The organism is Pseudomonas sp. Sample_11 (assembly GCF_004307505.1).
Classification (GTDB): domain Bacteria; phylum Pseudomonadota; class Gammaproteobacteria; order Pseudomonadales; family Pseudomonadaceae; genus Aquipseudomonas; species Aquipseudomonas atacamensis.
Window position 1 is genome coordinate 41532 of the sequence record NZ_RCOD01000105.1, and the last position, 24717, is coordinate 66248.

The 24717-nt window shown below is 60.2% G+C and carries 23 protein-coding genes; 19 read left to right on the forward strand and 4 right to left on the reverse strand.

Going from position 1 to position 24717, the window contains the following annotated elements; translation table 11 throughout:
* The first annotated feature begins 37 nt into the window (after nt 1-37).
* Nucleotides 38-1891, forward strand: coding sequence for a hypothetical protein (locus D8U60_RS26870; RefSeq protein ID WP_130901354.1), 1854 nt, complete (start codon nt 38-40; stop codon nt 1889-1891).
* A gap of 126 nt (nt 1892-2017) precedes the next feature.
* Here D8U60_RS26870 and uraH read toward each other — a convergent pair whose 3' ends face one another.
* Complete coding sequence (gene uraH, locus D8U60_RS26875; RefSeq protein ID WP_024012214.1) at nt 2018-2371, reverse strand: hydroxyisourate hydrolase; 354 nt, start codon at nt 2369-2371, stop codon at nt 2018-2020.
* A gap of 420 nt (nt 2372-2791) precedes the next feature.
* On the opposite strand from uraH, the gene puuE reads away from it, so the two are divergent.
* From puuE to D8U60_RS26920, 8 genes are all read left to right on the forward strand, one after another.
* Nucleotides 2792-3718 carry an allantoinase PuuE gene (gene puuE, locus D8U60_RS26885; protein ID WP_024012213.1) on the forward strand — a complete coding sequence of 309 codons (927 nt, stop codon included), beginning with the start codon at nt 2792-2794 and terminating at the stop codon, nt 3716-3718.
* Nucleotides 3715-4230 carry a 2-oxo-4-hydroxy-4-carboxy-5-ureidoimidazoline decarboxylase gene (gene uraD / locus D8U60_RS26890; RefSeq protein WP_016773760.1) on the forward strand — a complete coding sequence of 172 codons (516 nt, stop codon included), beginning with the start codon at nt 3715-3717 and terminating at the stop codon, nt 4228-4230. The genes puuE and uraD overlap by 4 nt, the downstream gene beginning before the upstream one ends.
* An 87-nt stretch (nt 4231-4317) precedes the next feature.
* Nucleotides 4318-5313, forward strand: coding sequence for an allantoicase (alc, locus tag D8U60_RS26895; RefSeq protein WP_130901355.1), 996 nt, complete (start codon nt 4318-4320; stop codon nt 5311-5313).
* 141 nt (nt 5314-5454) lie between these two features.
* A complete protein-coding gene (locus tag D8U60_RS26900) occupies nt 5455-5958 on the forward strand; it encodes an ureidoglycolate lyase (RefSeq protein ID WP_093103207.1) in 504 nt (167 codons plus the stop codon).
* Nucleotides 5959-6009: 51 nt separating this feature from the next.
* Nucleotides 6010-7323: a urate hydroxylase PuuD gene (locus D8U60_RS26905; RefSeq protein WP_016773757.1), complete on the forward strand. Its 1314-nt coding sequence runs from the start codon at nt 6010-6012 to the stop codon at nt 7321-7323.
* Between the two features lie 168 nt (nt 7324-7491).
* Nucleotides 7492-8844, forward strand: coding sequence for a nucleobase:cation symporter-2 family protein (locus D8U60_RS26910; protein ID WP_095180786.1), 1353 nt, complete (start codon nt 7492-7494; stop codon nt 8842-8844).
* Nucleotides 8845-9005: 161 nt separating this feature from the next.
* Nucleotides 9006-9791, forward strand: a complete 786-nt coding sequence (locus D8U60_RS26915) for an outer membrane protein OmpK (RefSeq protein WP_130901356.1) — start codon at nt 9006-9008, stop codon at nt 9789-9791.
* A 371-nt stretch (nt 9792-10162) separates the two neighbouring features.
* Nucleotides 10163-10948 carry an outer membrane protein OmpK gene (locus D8U60_RS26920; RefSeq protein ID WP_016773754.1) on the forward strand — a complete coding sequence of 262 codons (786 nt, stop codon included), beginning with the start codon at nt 10163-10165 and terminating at the stop codon, nt 10946-10948.
* Between the two features lie 122 nt (nt 10949-11070).
* Here D8U60_RS26920 and D8U60_RS26925 read toward each other — a convergent pair whose 3' ends face one another.
* Together D8U60_RS26925 and D8U60_RS26930 are read right to left on the reverse strand one after the other, a co-directional pair.
* A complete protein-coding gene (locus D8U60_RS26925; RefSeq protein ID WP_130901357.1) occupies nt 11071-12240 on the reverse strand; it encodes a patatin-like phospholipase family protein in 1170 nt (389 codons plus the stop codon).
* Between the two features lie 35 nt (nt 12241-12275).
* Nucleotides 12276-13208, reverse strand: a complete 933-nt coding sequence (locus tag D8U60_RS26930) for a lipid A biosynthesis lauroyl acyltransferase (RefSeq protein ID WP_041479319.1) — start codon at nt 13206-13208, stop codon at nt 12276-12278.
* 117 nt (nt 13209-13325) lie between these two features.
* On the opposite strand from D8U60_RS26930, the gene minC reads away from it, so the two are divergent.
* From minC to D8U60_RS26970, 8 genes are all read left to right on the forward strand, one after another.
* Nucleotides 13326-14063, forward strand: a complete 738-nt coding sequence (gene minC / locus D8U60_RS26935) for a septum site-determining protein MinC (RefSeq protein ID WP_024012205.1) — start codon at nt 13326-13328, stop codon at nt 14061-14063.
* Nucleotides 14064-14232: 169 nt separating this feature from the next.
* Nucleotides 14233-15045 carry a septum site-determining protein MinD gene (gene minD / locus D8U60_RS26940; protein WP_007913953.1) on the forward strand — a complete coding sequence of 271 codons (813 nt, stop codon included), beginning with the start codon at nt 14233-14235 and terminating at the stop codon, nt 15043-15045.
* Nucleotides 15045-15299, forward strand: a complete 255-nt coding sequence (minE, locus tag D8U60_RS26945; protein ID WP_003223146.1) for a cell division topological specificity factor MinE — start codon at nt 15045-15047, stop codon at nt 15297-15299. The genes minD and minE overlap by 1 nt, the downstream gene beginning before the upstream one ends.
* 169 nt (nt 15300-15468) lie before the next feature.
* Nucleotides 15469-16104: an RluA family pseudouridine synthase gene (locus tag D8U60_RS26955; protein WP_024012204.1), complete on the forward strand. Its 636-nt coding sequence runs from the start codon at nt 15469-15471 to the stop codon at nt 16102-16104.
* A gap of 179 nt (nt 16105-16283) precedes the next feature.
* A complete protein-coding gene (locus tag D8U60_RS26960; protein ID WP_016773748.1) occupies nt 16284-17573 on the forward strand; it encodes a M18 family aminopeptidase in 1290 nt (429 codons plus the stop codon).
* A gap of 232 nt (nt 17574-17805) precedes the next feature.
* A complete protein-coding gene (locus D8U60_RS27750) occupies nt 17806-17982 on the forward strand; it encodes a hypothetical protein (RefSeq protein WP_016773747.1) in 177 nt (58 codons plus the stop codon).
* Between the two features lie 74 nt (nt 17983-18056).
* Nucleotides 18057-20210: a mechanosensitive ion channel domain-containing protein gene (locus D8U60_RS26965; RefSeq protein WP_130901358.1), complete on the forward strand. Its 2154-nt coding sequence runs from the start codon at nt 18057-18059 to the stop codon at nt 20208-20210.
* Nucleotides 20211-20273: 63 nt separating this feature from the next.
* Nucleotides 20274-21608, forward strand: coding sequence for an amidohydrolase (locus D8U60_RS26970; RefSeq protein WP_130901359.1), 1335 nt, complete (start codon nt 20274-20276; stop codon nt 21606-21608).
* Between the two features lie 36 nt (nt 21609-21644).
* Here the strand turns inward: D8U60_RS26970 and phnR are convergent, their stop codons facing one another.
* On the reverse strand, nt 21645-22358 hold the full coding sequence (gene phnR / locus D8U60_RS26975; RefSeq protein ID WP_122611956.1) for a phosphonate utilization transcriptional regulator PhnR: 714 nt from the start codon (nt 22356-22358) through the stop codon (nt 21645-21647).
* A gap of 351 nt (nt 22359-22709) precedes the next feature.
* Between phnR and D8U60_RS26980 the strand changes: the two genes are divergently transcribed.
* Both D8U60_RS26980 and D8U60_RS26985 read left to right on the forward strand, forming a co-directional pair.
* A complete protein-coding gene (locus D8U60_RS26980) occupies nt 22710-23777 on the forward strand; it encodes an ABC transporter substrate-binding protein (protein ID WP_130901360.1) in 1068 nt (355 codons plus the stop codon).
* Nucleotides 23778-23910: 133 nt separating this feature from the next.
* Entirely contained in the window at nt 23911-24717 is an 807-nt protein-coding gene (locus tag D8U60_RS26985; RefSeq protein ID WP_122880953.1) for an alkaline phosphatase family protein, read from the forward strand.

Below are 24717 nucleotides of genomic sequence, written 5' to 3' on the forward strand. Positions count from 1 at the left end.
TGCACGCGTCTGCGCGCTCTTTTACCGAGCATTCCCCATGGCCAAGTCACCCAAAAAAGTCCCTGCAGTAAAACCACCCAATGCCCCCGATGCTGGACATTCCGGCTCACCGCCTCTCGTCAGCCGTATGGGCCTGGACATGCCTGACGCCCTGCTTCTGGGCATCGATTCACCGGCCGTCGGTCAAGCGGCAAGCACATCTGCCGCAGCCAGCACACCGCCCACAGTTACTGTTCACGCCTTGCCGGATGCAACGGAGAACTTCAGCGCCACTCGTAACGCAATCGCCTGGCCGCGAGAGCGTTTCCACGAACTGGTACCCGTGGCGCAGAACGAAGGTTTGTTCACCGGACCGGATCAGCGCACGTACGCTCAGATCGCTAATGAAGGCCAGTTCGTCGTCGAGCAGGACGGGCAAGGCAATTATCATGTGCCTCTGACCTTCGCACCCGGTGTGCCCGGCCTGCCCCTGACGCGCCTCGAGGGTCAGACGACTTGGCAGATCCGGCGGCCCGAGAGGCTATCCAACCGGCCTGCATCCGCCACCCCCAACCTGCCCTCATACATCTCGCCTGCCGACGCCATGACGCTGAGCAAGCCTGAGCTGGCAACGGAGGGCCTTCGATACAACAGACTCAGGCAGACCTTCGTAACGACGGTGGACGGCACGGTCATGGTGCGCAAAAACAACGATGGCGAATACCAACAAGCGTTTGCCTCGACGAGCAATGCCCCCGACGTTTTCTTCGAGCAAATCCCCGGCACTGTTTTCTGGCGACAAAAACCGCCAGGGGCGAAGCCATCGCAAACGCCAGCCCAATCCAGCCAGCCAGGCGAACAGACCGACCAGGCAACACCTGGCCCGAGCAAGCGTCCCCGACTTGCCGAAGCCGCAGAGACGCTAACCGCGTCGACAGCCAAGCCGTCCTCTGACAACGACCAGACGCCGTATTTCTGGCTTCCCTGGGGGCATCTGAACAAACCTGCGCACACCGAATCGGTACAGCTTGGCTGGCTGCATTATCCAATCGTTCCGGTTGGCTCGAATACGGCGCCCACAGTGTATTTCGTATGTCATCCCGAGTTTTTCCCGAGCGGTTTCGACGCTTTCGAGAACATGCTGAAAAACGCCCCCGAGCAACAGCCGGTGGCGACGTTTCGAATCGGCAGCGATCCAGGTGAAGTCCATCCGGGCAAACGGTTTTTCGAAGAGCCGATAACAACGTCCGTCGCTCGCGCGTTCCCTGATTTTTCGCAAGCGACAACGACAGCCGTTGCCCGCAGGTTATTCGAACTCGCCGATCATTCCCCGACGATTACCGGCACCGGCCTGATCAACGTTCAGGCCGTCTTGCATCAATGGAAGCAACTGCCGTTTTCCACAGCGCCTGATTTTGCCGACCCGCTGAATATGCTCGCCATAGCGCCAGACATCGACCTGGGGGGCAAGCGGCTTATCCCGATGCCTTCCCAGACCGACAGCGAATTGCAACGCCTGACCTTTGATCCACAGCACTTCTCCTCCGCCTGGAATCATTACAAGACCTATCCATCAGATCTGAATCTGCGGCGATTGCTCGGCGCGTTGCTGGTCGGCTGTGGTTACGAGCTGTTTCCACTGACCTATGAACACAGAATGCCGACGCTGGTATTCAAACGAGCCGGTCACGATCAAATCTTCTTTTTGAAACTGGGAGCAATCAGTCAAGCCGGCCTGACTCACGTTCCTGGCAACGAACTGACAGAACCGAGCTTGCCCGCCAGAATCGGTCAGGACGCCTTCACCGCACTGACCGATGCAGCGACGCGGAACAAGGTGGTATGGCTGATAGGAGGCGTATTGAAGGTTGCGTCCACGCCAGACTCGGTGTTCATTATTCGCGAGCGTTGACCCGAGACTCGACTGCGCCGGCAGTTGCGCCGTAAACACGCATAAAAAAGCCCGCAGTGTGAGCGGGCGAAAGACCAAAGAAGCTATATGCGCAGTCGCTTCCCGGTGGGGGCAGCTGCTTGGGGGTCAGCTGCCCCGATACGTGGAATAGCTGTAAGGCGAAATCAGCAGGGGCACGTGATAGTGCTCCTGCTCGGCGGAAATGCCGAAACGCAGTACGACGACATCGAGAAACGCCGGCTCGGGCAGTTGTACGCCACGGGCGCGGTAGTAATCGCCGGCATGGAACTGCACCTGATAAACCCCGGTGCGATAATCGTCGCCTTGCAGCAACGGCGCATCGACCCGGCCATCACTGTTGGTTGTCGCACTGGCGACCAATTCCAGCTGCGATCCTTCAACGCGGTACAGCTCGACCTTGATCGAGCTGCCCGGGCAACCGTGTGCAGCGTCCAAAACGTGTGTTGTCAAACGTCCCATTGATTCTGCGCGCCTGGCCGCAACAAGCGGTCAGACTTCGCGCCTCCCGAAGTCAGTTGAAAAGGAGACCGCACCGTTTCAGAGCACGAAACGCTGCGGCGAGCGACTGATTAAGACACTTTTCAAAAAAATTGTACACAATAAAAACGACATTTTTCGCGTCACCCCCGCCATGCGGGTCTTTATCACCAATTCGCAGGCAAAGCGCCTGATCATTGAACCTTCTATTCAGTAGCTGACTGGTCAGGCAGGTTTCTTGCAGGCTGGAACCATTAGCAGCAAAAGATGACAGCCGGTGAAAAATGCGAAAATTCAGGCTTACAAAATGTAAATAAAGTTGTATACAATCAGCCCATCGCTGTGACGCCAGCCTGCCAGGCCGCCACACCAATCTGTCAACGTACAAGAAGGAAGACTGCAGTGAGCGCTGACTACCCACGCGACCTGATCGGTTACGGCAGTAACCCTCCTCACCCACACTGGCCGGGCAATGCCCGGATCGCCCTGTCCTTCGTACTCAATTACGAAGAGGGTGGCGAGCGCAATATTCTGCACGGCGACAAGGAGTCCGAAGCCTTCTTGTCTGAAATGGTCGCCGCTCAGCCGCTGCAAGGCGCGCGCAACATGAGCATGGAATCGCTTTACGAGTATGGCAGCCGCGCCGGCGTCTGGCGCATTTTGAAGCTGTTCAAGGAATTCGATATTCCGCTGACCATCTTCGCCGTGGCCATGGCCGCCCAGCGTCACCCGGACGTGATCCGTGCGATGGTCGAGGCCGGCCATGAAATCTGCAGCCACGGCTACCGCTGGATCGACTACCAGTACATGGACGAAGCGCAGGAACGCGAGCACATGCTCGAAGCGATCCGCATCCTCACCGAACTGACCGGCGAACGTCCGCTGGGCTGGTACACCGGCCGCACCGGGCCGAACACCCGTCGCCTGGTCATGGAAGAAGGCGGTTTCCTCTACGACTGCGACACCTACGACGACGACCTGCCCTACTGGGAACCGAACAACCCGACCGGCAAACCGCATCTGGTGATCCCCTACACCCTCGACACCAACGACATGCGCTTCACGCAAGTGCAGGGTTTCAACAAGGGTGACGATTTCTTCGAATACCTCAAAGACGCGTTCGACGTGCTTTACGCCGAAGGTGCCGAGGCGCCGAAAATGCTTTCGATCGGTCTGCACTGCCGCCTGATCGGCCGTCCTGGTCGCCTCGCTTCGCTCAAGCGCTTTATCGAATACGCCAAAAGTCATGAACAGGTGTGGTTCAGCCGTCGCGTCGACATCGCACGCCACTGGCAAGAAACCCACCCGTACCAAGGGACTGCAAAATGAGCCGCTTTCAAACCCTGCAACCGTCGACCCTGAGCCGCGACGCTTTCGTCAAAGCCTTCGCCGACATCTACGAACATTCGCCATGGGTGGCCGAAAAGGCCTACGACCTCGGTGCGGACGCTTCGATCGACGAGATCGAAACCCTGCATCAGCGCATGAGCGATATCCTGTTGAGCGCCGATCATGCCAGCCAGCTGGCCCTGATCAACGCTCACCCGGACCTGGCCGGCAAAGCCGCCGTCCAGGGCCAACTGACCGAAGCCAGCACCAATGAACAGGCTGGCGCCGGTATTCACCAATGCACGGCCGAAGAGTTCCAGCGCTTCACCGAGCTGAACGACGCCTACAAAGCCAAGTTCAAGTTTCCCTTCATCATGGCGGTAAAAGGCAGCAACCGGCATCAGATCCTCGCGGCGTTCGAAACGCGCATCAACAATTCGGTGGAAGCCGAGTTCAAATGCGCGCTGGCGGAGATCAACAAGATTGCCCTGTTCCGTTTACTGACTCTTTAGCAAGCCTGGCCCGAGCGTGAATGAACGCGCAAACGCCCAGGGCCCTGCGAGCATCCCCAGCCAACTTATCAAAGGCAGACAAGAAGAATGAAAGCTTACGCCGTACCTTTCGAAAAATACGTCAACCTGGCCGACGCCCGTCTGGGCACCAAGATCATTTCGGTCACCGATGACTGGTTCGCAGACGCCAATCGTCTGTTCCAACCGACCCCGGCCGTATGGAAGGAGGGCGTGTTCGATGACAACGGCAAGTGGATGGACGGCTGGGAGTCGCGCCGCAAGCGCTTCGAAGGTTACGACAGCGCGGTGATCCGTCTGGGCGTACCGGGCTCGATCAAAGGCGTGGACATCGACACTTCATTCTTCACCGGCAACTATCCGCCGTCGGCCTCGCTGGAAGCGTGCTTCCTGGCCTCGGGCGAGCCGGATGACAACACCCAGTGGACCGAAGTGCTCTCGGCCGTCGAGTTGCAGGGCAACAGCCACCACTACCACGAAATCAGCAACGACAAAGCGTTCAGCCACCTGCGCTTCAACATCTACCCGGACGGTGGTGTTGCCCGTCTGCGCGTATACGGCATTCCGTTCCGCGACTGGTCCGCTGTGGGCGACAACGAGCAAGTGGACTTGGCAGCAGCCCTTAATGGTGGCCGCGCCCTTGCATGCTCCGACGAACACTTCGGCCGCATGAGCAACATCCTCAACCCGGGCCGTGGCATCAACATGGGCGACGGCTGGGAAACCGCGCGTCGTCGCACACCGGGCAATGACTGGGTAATCGTCGCGCTGGGTCATCCGGGCGAGATCGAGAAGATCGTCGTCGACACCCTGCACTTCAAAGGCAACTACCCGGACACCTGCTCGATCCAGGGCGCGTTCGTGAAAGGCGGCACCGACAGCCAGATCGAAACCCAGTCGCTGTTCTGGCGCGAACTGTTGCCAAGCCAGAAGCTGGAAATGCACGCCGAACATACCTTCGTCGAGCAGATCAAGGCACTCGGCCCGATCACCCACATCCGCCTGAACGTGTTCCCGGATGGTGGCGTGAGTCGCCTGCGTGTATTGGGCAAGGTCGCTAAATAACACTGCAATGATCGTTCCCACGCTCTGCGTGGGAATGCATCACTGGACGCTCTGCGTCCGCTTTGGATGTGACGCGGAGCGTCACGGGCTGCATTCCCACGCAGAGCGTGGGAACGATCACTCAACGAAAAGAAGAACAGCATGCGCACACTGACGATTGAACCGCTGACCAAAGAAGCCTTCGCCCCTTTCGGTGACGTGATCGAAACCGACGGCAGCGATCACTTCATGATCAACAACGGTTCGACCATGCGCTTCCACAAACTGGCGACGGTCGAAACCGCTCAGCCTGAGGACAACGCGATCATCAGTATTTTCCGCGCCGACGCGCAGGACATGCCGCTGACCGTTTGCATGCTGGAACGCCATCCGCTGGGCAGCCAGGCTTTCATTCCGCTGCTCGGCAACCCCTTTCTGATCGTGGTCGCGCCAGTTGGCGATGCACCTGTATCAGGCTTGGTCCGCGCCTTCGTCACCAACGGCAGGCAGGGCATCAATTACCATCGCGGCGTCTGGCACCACCCGGTGCTGACGATCGAAAAGCGGGATGACTTCCTGGTGGTTGATCGCAGTGGCACAGGCAATAACTGCGATGAGCATTTTTTCAAAGAGGATGAGCGGTTGATCCTCGCCCCCCACCAATAAGAGAAGGTCTGATCACTCGACAACAAGAGTGACAGGCGAGAGGTAAAGACTGTGGAAGCACATCTGTTGGAATGGCTGAACCTGAGCGTGCGCTGGGTTCACATGATCACTGGCGTGGCCTGGATCGGCGCGTCGTTCTACTTCGTCTGGCTGGAGAACAACCTCAACCGCGTCAACCCGAAAACCGGTCTGGCCGGTGATCTGTGGGCGATCCACGGCGGCGGCATCTACCACCTGGAAAAATACAAACTGGCCCCACCGTCCATGCCGGACAACCTGCACTGGTTCAAGTGGGAAGCCTACTTCACCTGGATGTCGGGGATCGCGCTGCTGTGCGTGGTGTTCTACTCCAATCCGGTGCTCTACCTCGTGGCACCCGGCAGCGGCCTCAGCGGTCCTGAAGGCGTGGCCATCGGTATCGGCTCGCTGATCGTCGGCTGGTTCGTCTACGACTTCCTCTGCGATTCGGCCCTGGGCAAGAAACCCGCCCTGCTCGGCTTCATCCTGTTCGTGCTGATCATTGCCGCGGCCTATGGCTTCAGCAAAGTGTTCAGCGGTCGTGGTGCGTACCTGCACGTCGGCGCGATCATCGGCACCATCATGGTCGGCAACGTGTTCCGCATCATCATGCCGGCGCAACGGGCACTGGTCGCGGCGATCGCCGAGAACCGCACGCCGGATCCGGCCCTGCCGGCCAAGGGTCTGCTGCGTTCGCGACACAACAACTACTTCACCCTGCCAGTGCTGTTCATCATGATCAGCAACCACTTCCCGAGCACTTACGGCAGCCAGTACAACTGGTTGATCCTCGCCGGGATCGCGGTGTTGGCGGTATTGGTGCGTCACTACTTCAACACCCGTCACGACAGCCACAAGTTTGCCTGGACCCTGCCGGTGGCAGCGGTGGGCATGATCTGCCTGGCCTACGTCACCGGCCCGACGCCGATGTCGACTGCACCTGAAGTGGCCAAGGCACCGGCGAAAATCGAGTACCAACCGCTGCCGGAAACGGCACTGGGCGGTGGCGCGAAACCGGCCGAAGCGGCGCAACCTGCGGCACCCGCAGCCCCTGCGGCGGCACCCGCGCAAGCCTCGAATGCCGGCCCCGGTTTCGACAAAGTGCACAACGTGATTCAAGAGCGTTGCACGGTGTGCCACTCGTCCAAGCCGACCAGCCCGTTGTTCAGCGCAGCCCCGGCCGGTGTGATGTTCGACACCCCCGAGCAGATCCGCCAGAACGCCGCGCGCATTCAGGCGCAAGCCATCACCACGCAGATCATGCCTTTGGGCAACATCACCCAGATGACCCAGCAGGAACGTGACCTGATCGGTGCCTGGATTGCCCAGGGAGCACAAACCAATTAATCGTTAAAAGCATCGCTGGCAAGCCAGCTCCCACAGGGTTTTGCATTGCCTGTGTGGGAGCGGGCTTGCCCGCGAATGGCCGCTCCGCGGTCCCCCTGATGCAAAGAAACAGCTGCAAGCAACCCGGCAGCTGTTAATCACAAGAATAAAAAAGATCCGAGGTGTTGCATGTCCGAGCTGTCCAAAGCGCGCATCCCCGACGCACCCGCCATTCAGCGTTTGCCCCTTTTGCAACTGATCCTGGTCGGTCTGCAACATGTTCTGCTGATGTACGGCGGTGCCATCGCGGTGCCGCTGATCATCGGACAGGCCGCTGGCCTGAGTCGTGAAGAAATCGCCTTCCTGATCAACGCCGACCTGCTGGTCGCCGGCATCGCCACTATCGTGCAGTCGCTCGGCATCGGCCCGATGGGCATTCGCATGCCGGTGATGATGGGCGCCAGTTTCGCTGCGGTCGGCAGCATGGTGGCCATGGCCGGCATGCCCGGCATCGGTCTGCAAGGCATCTTCGGTGCAACGATCGCTGCCGGTTTCTTCGGCATGCTGATCGCGCCGTTCATGTCCAAGGTCGTGCGTTTCTTCCCGCCGCTGGTGACCGGCACCGTCATCACCTCGATCGGTTTATCGCTGTTCCCCGTGGCCGTGAACTGGGCCGGTGGCGGTGTCGACGCCGCGCAATTCGGTTCGCCGATTTATCTGGCCATCGCTGCGCTGGTGCTGGCGACCATTCTGTTGGTTCATCGCTTCATGCGCGGATTCTGGGTCAATATTTCGGTACTGATCGGCATGTGCCTGGGCTACGTACTGTGCGGCGCGATCGGCATGGTCGACCTCAGCGGCATGGCCAGCGCACCGTGGATTCAGTTCGTCACCCCGCTGCATTTCGGCATGCCGAAATTCGAGCTGGCGCCGATTCTGTCGATGTGCCTGGTGGTGGTGATCATTTTCGTCGAGTCCACCGGGATGTTCCTCGCGCTGGGCAAGATCACCGGCCAGGAAGTCTGCCCGCGCATGCTCCGTCGTGGCTTGTTGTGCGATGCCGGCGCGTCGTTCTTCGCCGGTTTCTTCAACACCTTCACCCACTCCTCGTTCGCGCAGAACATCGGCCTGGTGCAGATGACCGGCGTGCGCTGCCGTTCGGTGACCATCGTTGCCGGCGGTCTGCTGATCGTCCTCAGCCTGTTGCCGAAAGCGGCGTTTCTAGTGGCATCGATTCCACCGGCAGTGCTGGGCGGTGCGGCGATTGCGATGTTCGGCATGGTCGCCGCGACTGGCATCAAGATCCTCCAGGAGGCGGACATCGGTGACCGCCGCAATCAGTTGCTGGTCGCCGTGAGCATCGGTATGGGCCTGATCCCGGTGGTGCGTCCGGAATTCTTCGCCCACCTGCCGATGTGGATGAGCCCGATCACCCACAGCGGCATCGCCATGGCCACCCTCAGCGCGCTGACGCTGAACCTGCTGTTCAACATCCTCGGCGGCAAGGAGCGTGCGGCGATCAATGATTGCCATGCGCACTGATTGAAGCCACCACGCCACCTGTGGGAGCGAGCCTGCTCGCGAAAGCGCTGTGTCATTCACATTGATGGCGACTGACACAACCGCTTCGCGAGCAGGCTCGCTCCCACAGGGGCTACGCAACTGCTTGTGCCTCAAACAATAAAAACAAGAGGGAGCAACAGATGATCCGCACGCAAAGCAACGTTCTGTTGAGTGGCGGCCTGCTGGCCGCGAGTCAGGCCATGGCCGGCGATCTGCTGCTGTGGCAGAGCAACAGCCTCAGCTATCTGTACGGCAAGAACTTCGCGATCAACCCGTCCTATCAGCAGACGGTCACCTTCGAGCACGCCGACAAGTGGAAGTACGGTGACAACTTTCTGTTCGTCGACAAGATCTTCTACAACGGCAAGGAGGACCCGAACAAAGGGCCGCATACTTTCTACGGCGAGTTCACTCCGCGCCTGTCGTTCGGCAAGATCCTTGGTCGCAAGATCGAGTACGGCCCGATCAAGGATGTGCTGCTGGCGATGACCTACGAGTACGGCGAGGGCGAAAGCGAGGCCTACCTGATCGGTCCCGGCTTCGATCTGAAAGTGCCCGGCTTCAACTACGTCACCCTGAACATTTTCCGCCGCCAGACCGAAGGCCCGCGCCCCGGCGATGGTGTCTGGCAGATCACCCCCGCGTGGTCCTACAGCTTCCCGCTGGGCAATTCCGATGTGCTGATCGACGGCTACCTCGACTGGGTCGTCGACAACGACGAAAACTCGCGCGGCACCTACCACGCCAACCTGCACATCAATCCGCAGATCAAATACGACCTCGGCAAAGCCTTGGGCTGGAGCCAGAAACAGGTATACGTCGGCACCGAGTACAGCTACTGGAAGAACAAATACGGCATCGAAAACAGCCACGCGTTCGATACCAACCAGAACACTGCCAGCCTGCTGCTGAAGGTGCACTTCTGAAATGGCCCGCAACCGTGCGCCATACCTGTCGTCGGTGCTCTGTTGCGGGGCACTTGAGCGTTGGCCGAGGAGTCAGTATTCTCCGCGGCCTTCCGAATTCGCTCTAAAAAAAAGCCCGAATTCAATTTCTGACCGAAAAGCCAACTTATCCCGGCTGCGGTCAGTCCTGAGGCATCCCGAAAACACGCTCGTCGACTGTTTTTCAGCAGCCGAACGGGCGTTTTTTGGTTTTTCGAAAGCCTTGGCGCAGCTTTTGCTACCAGCATTCAAAGCTGACCGATCGGATGAAATTTGCGGTACGAAAAAAGGCGCCACATCAGAGCGCCGAACTTAAAAAAATAACGTGGAACACCTACTTTGGGAGCAACCGAATGAAACGTATGTGCACCAGCCTGATGCTGGCCGGATCGATGTTCGCCGGCGGCCAGGCGATGGCCGAAGGCCTGCTGCAGTGGCAGAACAACAGCCTGACCTACCTGTATGGCAAGGACTTCCAGGTCAACCCGCGCATTCAGCAGACCGTGACCTTCGAGCACGCCGATGCCTGGAAGTATGGGGACAACTTCCTGTTCATCGACAAGATCTTCTACAACGGCAAGGATGATGGCGGCGTCGGCTCCAACACCTACTACGGCGAGCTCAGCCCGCGCCTGTCGTTCGGCAAGATCTTCGATCAGAAACTGGCCTTCGGCCCGGTGACTGACGTGTTGCTGGCCATGACCTACGAGTTCGGTGAAGGCGATACCGAGTCGTACCTGATCGGTCCGGGCTTCGACCTGGCGATTCCGGGCTTCGACTACTTCCAGCTGAACTTCTACCAGCGTCACACCCAGGGCGCACGCGCCGGTGACAATGTCTGGCAGATCACCCCGGTCTGGTCCTACACCGTCCCGGTGGGCAAATCGAACATCCTCATCGACGGCTTCATGGACTGGGTGGTCGACAACGACTCCAATTCCAAGGGCGACTACCACGCCAACCTGCACTTCAACCCGCAGGTCAAATACGACTTGGGCAAGGCGCTGAATTTCGGCGAGAAGCAGTTGTATGTCGGTGTGGAGTACGACTACTGGTCGGACAAGTACGGGATCAAGGACAGCCAGTACTTCAAGACCGATCAGAGCACCACGAGCTTCCTGGTCAAGTTCCACTTCTGACCCGGCGGCGTCCTCTCCGACGCCTTCGCTGGCAAGCCAGCTCCCACAGGTTTCCATGTAAATTGTGAACGACACATGCCCCTGTGGGAGCTGGCTTGCCAGCGATAGCCGCGCCGCAAATGTCAGGCTGAAACCGCCTCGGATATCCGCAAAAACCGGCACAGCTCCTCGCGCTTGGCCAACGCATCCCGCCGCCCCAACTCGATCAACTCGCTGCAATACCCGGCTTCGAACAGCAGATAACTGAGCACCCCCGCCCCGCTCGTCTTCGTCGCGCCCGGCCCGCGCAGAAACAGGCGCAACGCCGCTGGCAGCTCCTGGCGATGCCGTGCTGCGATTTCGTCGATTGGCTGACTCGGCGCAATCACCAGCACCTCCACCGGCGCCACACCCAGCGCACGGGTCGGCGTGCCGGCCGGGAGCAAATGACTGAACTGATTCAGACGCTGCAGCAACTCGATATCGCTCTCCAGACTGTCGATGAACGTGCTGTTGAGCATGTGCCCGCCGATCTGCGCCAGCGTCGGTTGCTGGCCGCTGTAGGCGCGCTCCAGCGGCTGCTGCGGATCGACGCCGCGCGGGTTGCCGCTGACGCCCACCACCAGCACGCGACTGGCACCCAGATGCAGCGCCGGGCTGATCGGCGCCGACTGGCGTACTGCGCCGTCACCGAAATATTCCTCGCCGATTTTCACCGGCGCGAACAACAGCGGAATCGCTGAACTGGCCAACAGATGATCAACCGACAGCTGCGTCGGCACACCGATGCGGCGGTGCCGCAGCCAAGCGTCGATGGTGCCGCCGCCCTGATAGAACGTCACCGCTTGCCCCGATTCGTAGCCGAACGCGGTCACCGCCACCGCATGCAATTGCTTGCGCGCGATGGATTCGGCGATGCCGGGCAGGTGCAGTTTTTCCTCGAGCAGTTCGCGCAGCGGCGAACTGTTGAGCAGCGCCACCGGCATCTGTCGACCGAGACCGAGCAGGCTGTGGCTGACGAAGCGGCTGGCTTGATGGATCACGCCCGGCCAGTCGCTGCGCAGCACGCGGTGGCTGCGAAAGCCCTGCCAGAACTGGGTCAGGCGTTCGATGGCGGCGCGAAAGTCCGTGGCGCCACTGGCCAGGCTGACCGCATTGATCGCCCCGGCCGAGGTGCCGACGATCACCGGAAACGGATTGTCCGCGCCGACCGGCAGCAACTCGGCAATCGCCGCCAGCACCCCGACCTGATAAGCCGCCCGGGCCCCGCCGCCGGAAAGAATCAAACCTGTGACCGGTTCAGCAGGACTCATCGCAACACTCCACAGTGCTTGTCAGTACGGGTGAATCAACGACGCTTGGGATAAAGCTTCGGCTCGCCCGGTGGGCGACTCTTGAAGCGCCGATGCGCCCACAGATACTGCTCGGGGCAGGCACGCAAAGCACTCTCGACCCACTGATTGATGCGGATGCAATCGGCCTCCTCGCTTTCGCCGGGGAAGTCTTCCAGCGGCGGATGAATCACCAGGCGGTAACCACTGCCGTCGGCCAGACGTTCCTGAGTGAACGGCACCACCAACGCTTTGCCCAGCCGTGCAAACTTGGTCGTCGCAGTGACGGTGGCGGCCTGAATGCCGAACAGCGGCACGAAGATGCTCTGCTTGGCGCCGTAATCCTGATCCGGCGCATACCAGATCGCCCGTCCCGAGCGCAGCAGTTTGAGCATGCCGCGTACGTCATCGCGCTCCACCGCCAGCGAATCGAGATTGTGCCGCTCGCGGCCACGGCGCTGGACGAAGTCGAACAAGGGATTTTTGTGTTCGCGGTACATGCCGTCGATGGTGTGCTGCTGGCCGAGCAGCGCCGCGCCGATTTCCAGGGTGGTGAAATGCGCGGCCATGAGAATCACGCCTTTGCCTTCGCGCTGGGCCTTCTGCAGATGTTCAAGGCCTTCGACGTGGGCCAGTTTCGCCAGACGCTCGCGCGACCACCACCAGCTCATCGCCATTTCAAAAAAGGCAATGCCGGTGGAGGCGAAGTTTTCCTTGAGCAGGCGTTTGCGCTCGGCGGCGGATTTTTCCGGGAAGCACAATTCCAGATTGCGCCGGGCGATGGTTCGCCGGTCACTGGCGACGCGATACATCAACGCGCCCAAAACTCGACCGATGGTCAGCAGCGCCGGATACGGCAGCTGCACGATCAGCCACAAAAGCCCCAGGCCGCACCAGAGCGGCCAGAAGCGCGGAGCAAGATATGCTTTTCGAAAACGCGGGCGATCCATTAAAGCTTCCGTAAATACAGTGGCCGCGCATTCTACATCGTTCGACCCGGCTTGCGGCTCGCGGGCGTTCTCGTTATAAGTCTCGGCACTTTTAGTGACAAGCCGTTGTATGCCGACATGAGCCAAACCGACCCGTTAGACCAAGATCCCGTATTCCAGCTCAAGGGCAGCATGCTGGCCATCACTGTGCTGGAACTGGCCCGTAACGACCTCGAAAGCCTCGATCGGCAATTGGCCGCGAAAGTCGCCCAGGCGCCGAATTTTTTCAGCAATGCACCGCTGGTCCTGGCGCTGGACAAACTGCCGCCGAATCAGGGCGCGGTTGACCTGCCGGGGCTGATGCGCGTCTGCCGTCAGCACGGTCTGCGTACCCTGGCCATTCGCGCCAGCCGCATCGAAGACATCGCCGCCGCCATCGCCATCGACATCCCCGTGCTACCGCCCTCCGGCGCCCGCGAGCGCCCGCTGGAGACGCCGGAAGCCGAAGTCAAAAAGAAGCCGGAAAAGCCGCCTGAGCCGAGCGTCAAACCGACCCGCGTAATCACCACGCCAGTACGTGGTGGCCAACAGATATATGCCCAGGGTGGCGATCTGGTCGTGGTCTCTTCGGTCAGTCCGGGGGCGGAACTTCTTGCCGATGGCAACATCCATGTATACGGCCCGATGCGCGGCCGTGCGCTGGCCGGCGTCAAAGGTGACACCAAGGCACGGATTTTCTGTCAGCAATTGAGCGCTGAACTGATCTCCATCGCCGGTCATTACAAGGTCTCCGAGGATTTGCGTCGCGATCCGATGTGGGGCTCGGGCGTCCAGGTCAGCCTGTCAGGCGACGTGTTGAACATCATTCGGCTTTAACGGATACTGCCGCATTTTCCAAGCATCTCTAAAACGTAGCGAAAACGGCTCAAACGAAGTAGGAAAAAGGCCCAAAGCCAAATTCCAGCCAAGGCTGTCCGACTGCAGTAGTTTTCAAGAGATGTTTTTCAGGGGCTGAACAGTCCTTCTTCCTTAGGGGTGAAACACCTTGGCCAAGATTCTCGTGGTTACATCCGGCAAGGGTGGTGTGGGTAAGACCACCACCAGCGCCGCTATCGGTACCGGTCTCGCTCTGCGCGGCCACAAAACAGTGATCGTCGACTTCGACGTGGGCTTGCGTAACCTCGACCTGATCATGGGTTGCGAGCGCCGCGTGGTGTATGACTTCGTCAACGTGGTAAACGGCGAAGCCAACCTGCAACAGGCACTGATCAAAGACAAGCGCCTGGAAAACCTCTACGTACTGGCGGCCAGCCAGACCCGCGACAAAGACGCGCTGACCGTCGAAGGCGTGGAAAAAGTCCTGATGGAGCTCAAGGAACAATTCGAGTTCGTCGTCTGCGACTCCCCGGCGGGCATCGAGAAAGGTGCGCACCTGGCCATGTATTTCGCCGATGAAGCGATCGTCGTGACCAACCCGGAAGTGTCCTCGGTACGTGACTCGGACCGCATGCTCGGCCTGCTGGCAAGCAAATCGCGCCGCGCCGAACGTGGCGAAGACCCGATCAAGGAACACCTGCTGATCACCCGCTACCACCCGGAGCGTGTTGAAAAGGGCGAGATGCTCGGCGTTGAAGACGTCAAGGAAATCCTCTCGGTGACCCTGCTCGGCGTCATCCCGGAATCCCAGGCAGTGCTCAAGGCTTCCAACCAGGGCGTGCCGGTGATTCTCGACGACCAGAGCGATGCCGGTCAGGCTTACAGCGATACCGTCGACCGCCTGCTGGGCAAAGAAAAAGCCCACCGATTCCTCGATGTCGAGAAGAAGGGATTCTTCGAGCGCCTGTTTGGAGGTAGGTAATGAACCTTTTTGACTTCTTTCGTGCCAACAAAAAGCCAAGTACCGCCTCGGTAGCGAAAGAGCGTCTACAGATCATCGTGGCGCATGAGCGCGGCCAGCGCAGCACGCCGGATTACCTGCCAGCCTTGCAGAAGGAACTGGTCGACGTGATCCGCAAGTACGTCAACATCGGCAACGACGACGTACATGTTGCACTGGAAAGCCAGGGCAGTTGCTCGATTCTGGAACTCAACATCACCCTGCCCGATCGCTGAGTCGATCCGGCAGTCGCTACGGCGGCTCGGACTGTTGATGCTCGTGTAGGAGCTGCCGAAGGCTGCGATCTTTTGATCTTCAAAGTCAAAAGATCGCAGCCTTCGGCAGCTCCTACAGGGTTATCAGCAGCTCCGAGCCGCCGTTGGCATTTGTTACGAGGCTGTTTTAATGCCGCTGTCCAACATCCGCATCATCCATGAGGACGCCGCCGTACTGGTGGTCGACAAACCGACCCTGCTGCTCTCGGTGCCCGGGCGCGCTGACGACAACAAGGACTGCCTGATTACCCGCTTGCAGGAAAACGGCTACCCGGAAGCGCGCATCGTCCATCGCCTGGACTGGGAAACCTCCGGCATCATTCTGCTGGCCCGGGATGCCGACACCCATCGCGAGCTGTCGCGGCAGTTTCATGATCGCGAAACCGAAAAGGCCTACACCGCTTTGGCCTGGGGTCAGCCGGAACTGGACAGCGGCAGCATCGACCTGCCCCTGCGCTACGACCCACCGACCAAGCCACGGCATGTGGTCGATCACGAATTCGGCAAACATGCGCTGACGTTCTGGAAGGTGCTGGAACGGTGCGGCGACTGGTGCCGGGTCGAATTGACACCGATTACCGGGCGCTCGCATCAATTGCGCGTGCACATGTTGTCGATCGGCCATCCGCTGCTCGGTGACGGGCTGTACGCCCACGAGCAGGCGCTGGCGGCCTGGCCACGTCTGTGCCTGCACGCGAGCATGCTCAGCTTCACTCATCCGCAAACCGGCGAACGCCTGCGCTTCGAGTGCCCCGCCCCGTTCTGACAGCCAGCACCGGCCCCATGGGTGAGCGAGCCTGCTCGCGAAAGCGCTATCACATTCAGCATTGATGTTGCCTGATCAATCGCTTTCGCGAGCAGGCTCGCTCCCACAGGGGATCCGGTCCGGATTCAATTCCCCGGCCAATAAGTTAAACTCCCGCCCATTGCTGTCTGGAGTTTCTTATGCGCGCAGAGTTGAACCAGGGCCTGATCGACTTTCTCAAGGCCTCCCCTACCCCGTTCCACGCCACCGCCAGCCTCGTTCAGCGTCTGGAGGCCGCCGGTTATGTGCGCCTCGACGAGCGCGAGCCATGGTCCACCGAGGCCAACGGCCGCTATTACGTCACCCGTAACGACTCCTCGATCGTCGCGATCAAAATGGGCCGCAACTCGCCACTGCACGACGGTATCCGTCTGGTCGGCGCCCATACCGACAGCCCGTGCCTGCGGGTCAAGCCGCAACCGGAACTGCAGCGTCAGGGTTTCTGGCAACTGGGCGTCGAAGTCTACGGCGGTGCGCTGCTGGCGCCGTGGTTTGACCGCGATCTGTCGCTCGCCGGCCGCGTGACCTTCCGCCGTGACGGCAAGGTCGAGAGCCAGTTGATCGACTTCAAGGCACCGATCGCGATCATTCCCAACCTGGCCATTCACCTCAACCGTGAAGCCAACCAGGGCTGGGCGATCAACGCGCAGACCGAACTACCGCCGATCCTGGCGCAATTCGCCGGTGACGAGCGCGTCGATTTCCGCGCCGTGCTCACTGATCAATTGGCCCGCGAACACGGCCTGAACGCCGACGTGGTGCTGGATTACGAGCTGAGTTTCTACGACACGCAAAGCGCGGCGGTGATCGGCCTGAACGGCGATTTCATTGCCGGTGCGCGTCTGGACAACCTGCTGTCGTGCTACGCCGGCCTGCAAGCGTTGCTCACCGCCGAGACCGACGAAACCTGCGTGCTGGTCTGTAACGACCACGAAGAAGTCGGCTCCTGCTCGGCGTGCGGTGCCGACGGCCCGATGCTCGAACAGACCCTGCGCCGCCTGTTGCCGGAAGGCGACGAGTTCGTCCGCACCATCCAGAAATCCCTGTTGGTGTCGGCCGACAACGCCCACGGCGTGCATCCCAACTACGCGGACAAGCACGATGCCAACCACGGCCCGAAACTCAACGCCGGCCCGGTGATCAAGGTCAACAGCAACCAGCGCTACGCTACCAATAGCGAAACCGCCGGCTTCTTCCGCCATCTGTGCATGGCCGAAGAAGTCCCGGTGCAAAGCTTCGTGGTGCGCAGCGACATGGGTTGCGGTTCGACCATTGGCCCGATCACCGCCAGCCATCTGGGTGTGCGCACCGTCGACATTGGCCTGCCGACCTTTGCCATGCACTCGATTCGCGAACTGTGCGGCAGCCATGATCTGGCGCATCTGGTCAAAGTGCTCAGCGCGTTTTATGCCAGCCGTGAATTGCCATAAAGGCTGAAAAGCTTCGCGAGCAGGCTCGCTCCCACAATTGAACTGCATTTCATTGTGGGAGCCAGTCATCTCCCCTTGGAATGCCAATCAACCTGTGGGAGCGAGCCTGCTCGCGAAAGCGCCTGTGCAGACAGCAGAATCCTCTCGGCCTGATGCATTCCTGAGCCACATCACACCCTGCCTCGAAAACCCGCCTAGACTGCAAGAATCCTCTACAGACAAGGCAGTCTCCATGATCTCGATGTCCTCCTTCCACGCCATGCTCATTCCCATCCTCAGCGGAATGATCCTGCTGGCCATCGGCTTCAACTTCCGCGACAAGAACGCCGGGGTGTTCGCCATGTGGATCGGCATGCTGATGATCCTCGCCACGGTGGTCTACAAGATCCTCGCCAAACTCAACGAATGACCGCGCCCGGCTCGCATTGCGCCAAGGGGCCTCGTACACTCCAGCGCATCCGCCTATCGCGAGGTTGTCTTCTGGTGTTTGCTCGTCTTTTTGCTTTGCCCGGTCTGCTGCTTGTCTGCCTGATGACGCTGCTGCCGCTGGCACCCGCCCAGGCAGTCGGTCTGCCCGGCCTGCTCAACACTTCCAAACCGCAGCCTGAAGCCGTGGAACCCCTCGGCCAGTCGCTGGACGAAGTGATCAAGTCGCTGGAAAACGACAAGCAACGCGCGCAGCTGCTCAGTGATCTGAAGAAGCTGCGCGACGCCACGAAAAAAGCGCAGGCCACCCCGGAAGAAGGCGTGCTGGGCCTGATCGGCGGCACCCTCGCCAACTTCGAAAAACAGTTTTCCGGCGCCGACAGCCCGATTACCCGCTGGTCCAACGAATTCGATCTGGCCAAGGACGAACTGACCAGCAAGCTGCTGCCGACCAATGAATGGCTGCCGATCATCTTCGGCTTCGCGGTGATCCTGATGGTCTGGAGCCTGCTCGCCGCAGCGCTGATCTGGCTTGGCCACCGCGTGCGTCTGCGCTTCGGCCTCACCGAAGAACTGCCGCAACACCCCAAGTCCCTCGACATGCTGCGCTTTGCCCTGCGCAAGCTTGGGCCGTGGCTGATCGCGTTGGTGATCACGGTGTACATGAGCTACGTGCTGCCGTCTTCGCTGGGCAAAAGCCTGGCGATGGTGCTGGCCTATGCTTTGGTGGTCGGCACCTGTTTTTCGGCGATCTGCGTGATCGCCTTCTCCCTGCTCGATGGCCCGCACCGCCATCGCGCGCTGTACATCCTGCGTCATCAGGCGTTTCGGCCGCTGTGGCTGATCGGCAGCTTCGCCGCGTTTGGTGAAGCGCTGAGTGATCCGCGTCTGGTCGAGAGCCTGGGCGTGCATCTGGCGCACACCGCCGCGACCACCGCCAATGTGCTCGCGGCGCTGTCGACCGGCCTGTTCATTCTGCGATTCCGCCGACCGATCGCACACCTGATCCGCAACCAACCGCTGTCGCGGCGCCTGACCCGCCGCGCCCTCAGCGACACCATCGAAATCCTCGGCACCTTCTGGTACGTGCCGGCACTGGTGCTGGTCGGCATCTCGCTGTTCGCCACCTTCGTCTCCGCCGGCGACACCAGCACCGCCCTGCGGCAGTCGCTGATCTGCACAGTGCTGCTGGTGTTGTGCATGGTCATCAACGGCCTCGTGCGCCGCCATTCACTGAAACCGCAACGCGGGCCGAAACGCCATGCGCTGTACTCGGAGCGCCTGAAAAACTTCTTCTATACCCTGACGCATTTGCTGGTGTGGCTGATCTTCATCGAACTGGGCCTGCGCGTCTGGGGCCATTCGCTGATCGCGTTCGCCGAAGGCGATGGCCATGACATCAGCGTCAAACTGTTCAGCCTGATCGGCACGCTGATTTTCTCCTGGCTGATCTGGATCCTCGCCGACACCGCCGTGCACCACGCCCTCACCCGCTCGCGCAAAGGCCTGGCGAATGCGCGGGCGCAGACGATGATGCCGCTGATCCGCAACGTGCTGTTCGTGGCGATTTTCATCATCGCGCTGATCGTCGCGTTGGCGAACATGGGCATGAACGTCACGCCGCTGCTGGCCGGTGCCGGCGTGATCGGTCTGGCCATCGGTTTCGGCGCGCAGTCGCTGGTCGCTGACCTGATCACCGGCCTCTTCATCATCATCGAAGACTCCTTGGCCATCGATGATTACGTCGACGTCGGCGGCCACCTCGGTACCGTCGAAGGCCTGACCATCCGCACCGTGCGCCTGCGCGACATCGACGGCATCGTCCACACGATCCCGTTCAGCGAGATCAAAAGCATCAAGAACTACTCGCGGGAATTCGGCTACGCGATCTTCCGCGTCGCCGTGCCGTACAACATGGAAATCGACGACGCGATCAAACTGATGCGCGACGTCGGCCAGAAGATGCGCAGCGATCCGCTGCAACGCCGCAACATCTGGTCGCCGCTGGAGATTCAGGGTGTAGAAAGTTTCGAGTCCGGCAGCGCGATCCTCCGCGCACGGTTCAAGACTGCGCCGATCAAGCAGTGGGAGGTTTCCCGGGCGTTCAATTTGTCGTTGAAAAGGCAACTGGATGAGGCGGGACTGGATCTGGCGACGCCAAGGATGAGTGTGCAGGTGATTACTGCCGGCGGTGGTCAGCCGAAGGAATAGCACTCAGGCGCACGGTTGCAGTCACAGGCAAGGAAGCCAACAACAATAATCAAGGAGAAGCCCATGCAACTGGCGCGCATTGCCCAGACCCTTTTGCTCACCCTGGTCGTCAGCCACGCCAGTGCCGCGACGATGGACAGCGCCCGCACGCGCATCGCCGAGCAGGCGCAGAAGCTCGAGCCGGAGCTGCTGGAAACCCGCCGCGACCTTCACGCTCATCCAGAACTTGGCAACACTGAAAAACGCACCGCTGAACTGGTCGCCAAACAGCTGCAAGCCATGGGCCTGGAAGTGAAAACCGGCGTCGCCCGCACCGGCGTAGTAGCCGTGCTGAAAGGCGCCCTGCCCGGCCCGACCGTGGCCCTGCGCGCCGACATGGACGCGCTGCCGGTCAAGGAAGTCTCCGATTTGCCGTTCGCTTCGAAAGCCAAAGGCACGTATCTCGACAAGGAAGTCGACGTCATGCACGCCTGCGGCCACGACGCCCACACCGCGATCCTGCTCAGCGCAGCGAAAATTCTGACGGGCATGCGCGACACCCTGCCCGGCACCGTGGTGTTCTACTTCCAGCCCGCCGAGGAAGGTCCGAGCGATTTTATTCCCGACGGCAAAAATACCTGGGGCGCGAAGATGATGGTCGAGGAAGGCGTGATGAAATCGCCGAAACCCGACGCGGTATTTGGCCTGCACGTCTGGGCGGGCGTCCCCGCCGGCCAGATCGCCTACCGCCCCGGCCCGACCCTGGCCAGCTCCGACGACCTGCGCATCAAGATCCATGGCAAACAAACCCACGCCGGCCGCCCTTGGGATGGCATCGACCCGATCACCGTCGGCGCACAAACCATCGTCGGCCTGCAAACCGTGGTCAGCCGCCGCACCGACATTTCCTCTTACCCGTCAGTGGTCAGCATCGGCACCATCAACGGCGGCACCCGCTACAACATCATCCCCGAATCACTCGACATGACCGGCACCATCCGCTCCTACGACTACGGCATCCGCCAGAAACTGCACAGCGACGTGCGCCAGACAGTCGAGAAAATCGCCGAAAGCGGCGGCGCCAAAGCCGACGTCACCATCATCAAGAAATACGACCCGACCATTAACAACCCGGCACTGACCGAGAAAATGCTGCCGACGTTGAAGTGGGCCGCCAAGGATGACGTGGTGCAGGGACCGCTGGTGGGCGGCGCGGAAGATTTCTCGTTCTTCGCCAAAGAAGCGCCGGGGTTGTTTGTGTTTCTTGGGGTGACGCCGCGGGATCAGGACATGAGCAAGGCCGCGCCGAATCACAATCCGGGGTTCTTTGTCGATGAATCGGCGTTGGTGGTTGGGGTGAGGACATTGGCATCGTTGGCGACGGATTATTTGTATGGGAATGCCGCGGTGGGCAAGTAGAGAGGGGGTGACTGTGGGAGCGCAGCGACCAGAAGATCAAACCACATCAACCCCTACGTGAATCGCATCATGCCGCCAAAACTCCAGATCACAATCAATCAACCGCCCATGCTGATCATAATTGACCCGAGCAATCCTCAGTCCCGGACTCCCCACCGACACCCGTAAAGCCGCCGCCGCATCGACAGATAAAGACGTAGGCACGATCTCGAACCGCACCCGCCCATAGTGCAAATCGAAATGCCGCGCATACAACTCGGTGATCGACTGATTCAAATCGAAATCAAGAATCCCCGGAAAAAACTGCGGATTCAGATAGTGCTCCACATACAACACCAGTCGCCCATCAATGCGCCGCGAGCGGCAAATCTGAATCACGCTCGACAACGCCGGCAGCTGCAACCACGCACACACCGCCGCCGAAGCCGGCTGCAACCGCGCCGAAATCACCTCGGTCGAAGGTTCGCGCCCCTGCGCACTGACCATGGCGTGAAAGTGACTGCGCTGCATCAGGTTGTACGCCAGACGCGGCGGCGACACGAACCAGCCACGCCGCTCCTCACGGTAAATCTGCCCCTGTGCCTCAAGCTGCAACAGCGCTTCACGCACAGTGATCCGCGTCGTCCCGAACAACTCGCTGAGCTTGCGTTCAGCGGGCAACTTGCTCCCGGCCGCCAGCAAACCGTGATCGATCTGCTCCTGCAGCACCTGGCCAATCGCTGTCACCGCTTTCGTTGCCTCATCGCGCATCAACGTTACCTATCTGGACTAGACCAGCACTGTTTCGGGGCAAATCCGAACGCCGATCAAAGCGCCTTCGTATGTTGCAAGCCTAGGCATTGCAGATGACCGACAGATGACAAAACTACCGAACGGTCGCTTTCACGGCTTGCAATACATCGGCCAAGTCCCCTGCTCCACGGGCTTTTGAGCATGGTCTACGCTGATCTGGCACCTTCCTGATAATGGCTGGTGGAAGATCAGCCACGAGGCCATCGACATCAAAATGTCATCCAGCCGGCCTAAATTGGCTCAGGTATTGCTGACCTAGACCAACACCAACCGCAATCGCAGCGTTGAACACGACCAAGGAGCTTCGGAATGAAACAGCTTTTCCTGGCAACACTGTTAGGCTCGACCATCGCTATGTGCACCGCCGCCATGGCGGCCGACACCGATCTGAAAACCCTCGAAGCCGCTGCGATGGCGGAAGGCGCCGTGAACAGCGTCGGCATGCCCGATGACTGGGCCAACTGGAAAGGCACCTGGGAAGATCTGGCCAAGAAATACGGCCTGAAACACATCGACACCGACATGAGCTCGGCCCAGGAAATCGCCAAGTTCGCTGCTGAAAAAGACAATGCCACCGCCGATATCGGCGACGTCGGTGCTGCCTTCGGCCCGATCGCGGTCAAGCAAGGCGTGGTGCAACCCTACAAGCCAAGCACCTGGGATCAAGTCCCGGACTGGGCCAAGGACAAGGACGGCAACTGGGCACTGGCCTACACCGGCACCATCGCCTTCATCGTCAACAAGAAGCTGCTGCACGGCTCCGACGTACCGACCAAATGGGCTGACCTGAAAACCGGTAAATACAAAGTCTCCATCGGCGATGTAAGCACCGCCGCCCAGGCCGCCAACGGTGTCCTCGCTGCGGCACTGGCCAATGGCGGTGACGAGAAAAACATCAAGCCCGCCCTGCTGTTGTTCGCCGACCTAGCCAAACAGGGTCGTCTGTCGATGGCCAACCCGACTATCGCCACCATGGAAAAAGGCGAGATCGAAGTCGGCGTGGTCTGGGACTTCAATGGCCTGAGCTACAAAGCCAAGATGGCCAACCCGGAAGATTACGTAGTGCTGATTCCATCCGACGGCTCGGTGATTTCCGGCTACACCACGATCATCAACAAGTACGCGAAAAACCCCAACGCCGCCAAGCTGACCCGCGAATACATCTTCAGCGACGCCGGCCAGACCAACCTCGCCCGCGGCAACGCCCGGCCGATCCGCGCCGAACACCTGCAACTGCCGGAAGACGTGAAAGCCAAACTGCTGCCAAACGAGCAGTACAAGAAGGTCACGCCGGTCAAGGACGCCGAGGCGTGGGAAAAGACCTCCAAAGCCCTGCCACAGCAGTGGAACGAAGAAGTCATCGTCGAGATGAAGTAATCCTTCATCTGTAGGAGCTGCCGAAGGCTGCGATCTTTTGATCTTGCCCTTTAAAAGCAACATCAAAAGATCGCAGCCTCCGTCAGCTCCTACACAGATTGGTTCCAGATTTGTTTTCGGAGTTCTTGCCCCTATGAAGCACAACGTCATCCTTGTCGTGCTCGACGGCCTCAACTACGAGGTTGCGTGTCACGCCATGGGGCATCTGCAGGCTTATGTTGGCGCAGGACGCGCGGCGCTCTATCAACTGGAGTGCGAACTGCCGGCCCTGTCCCGACCGCTTTACGAATGTATTCTCACCGGCGTGCCGCCGATCGACAGCGGCATCGTCCACAACAATGTCTCGCGCTTGTCCAACCAGCGCAGCATCTATCACTACGCCCGCGATGCCGGATTGAAAACCGCCGCTGCGGCGTATCACTGGGTCAGCGAGTTGTATAACCGCTCACCGTTCGTGGCTGCGCGCGACCGCCACACCAACGATCCGACGCTGCCGATCCAGTACGGTCACTTCTACTGGAACGATCATTATCCGGATTCGCACCTGTTCGCCGACGCCGAAAGCCTGCGCTTGCGCCACGCGCCGGATTTCCTCCTGATCCACCCGATGAACATCGACGACGCCGGGCACAAGCACGGCCTCGACAGCTCGCAATACCGCAACAGCGCGCGCTCGGCTGACGTCATCCTCGCCGACTATCTGCAGAGCTGGCTCGACGCTGGTTATCAGGTATTGGTGACCGCCGACCACGGCATGAACAACGATCGCTCGCACAACGGCCTGCTGGCGGAAGAACGTCAGGTGCCGCTGTTCGTTCTCGGCAATGCGTTCAGCCTCAACCCTGACGCCACGCCGACGCAGACCGAGCTCTGCGGCACAATTTGCGAACTGCTCGGCGTACCCCACGACAAACCTGTGTGCCGGGAGCTGCTCAAGTGA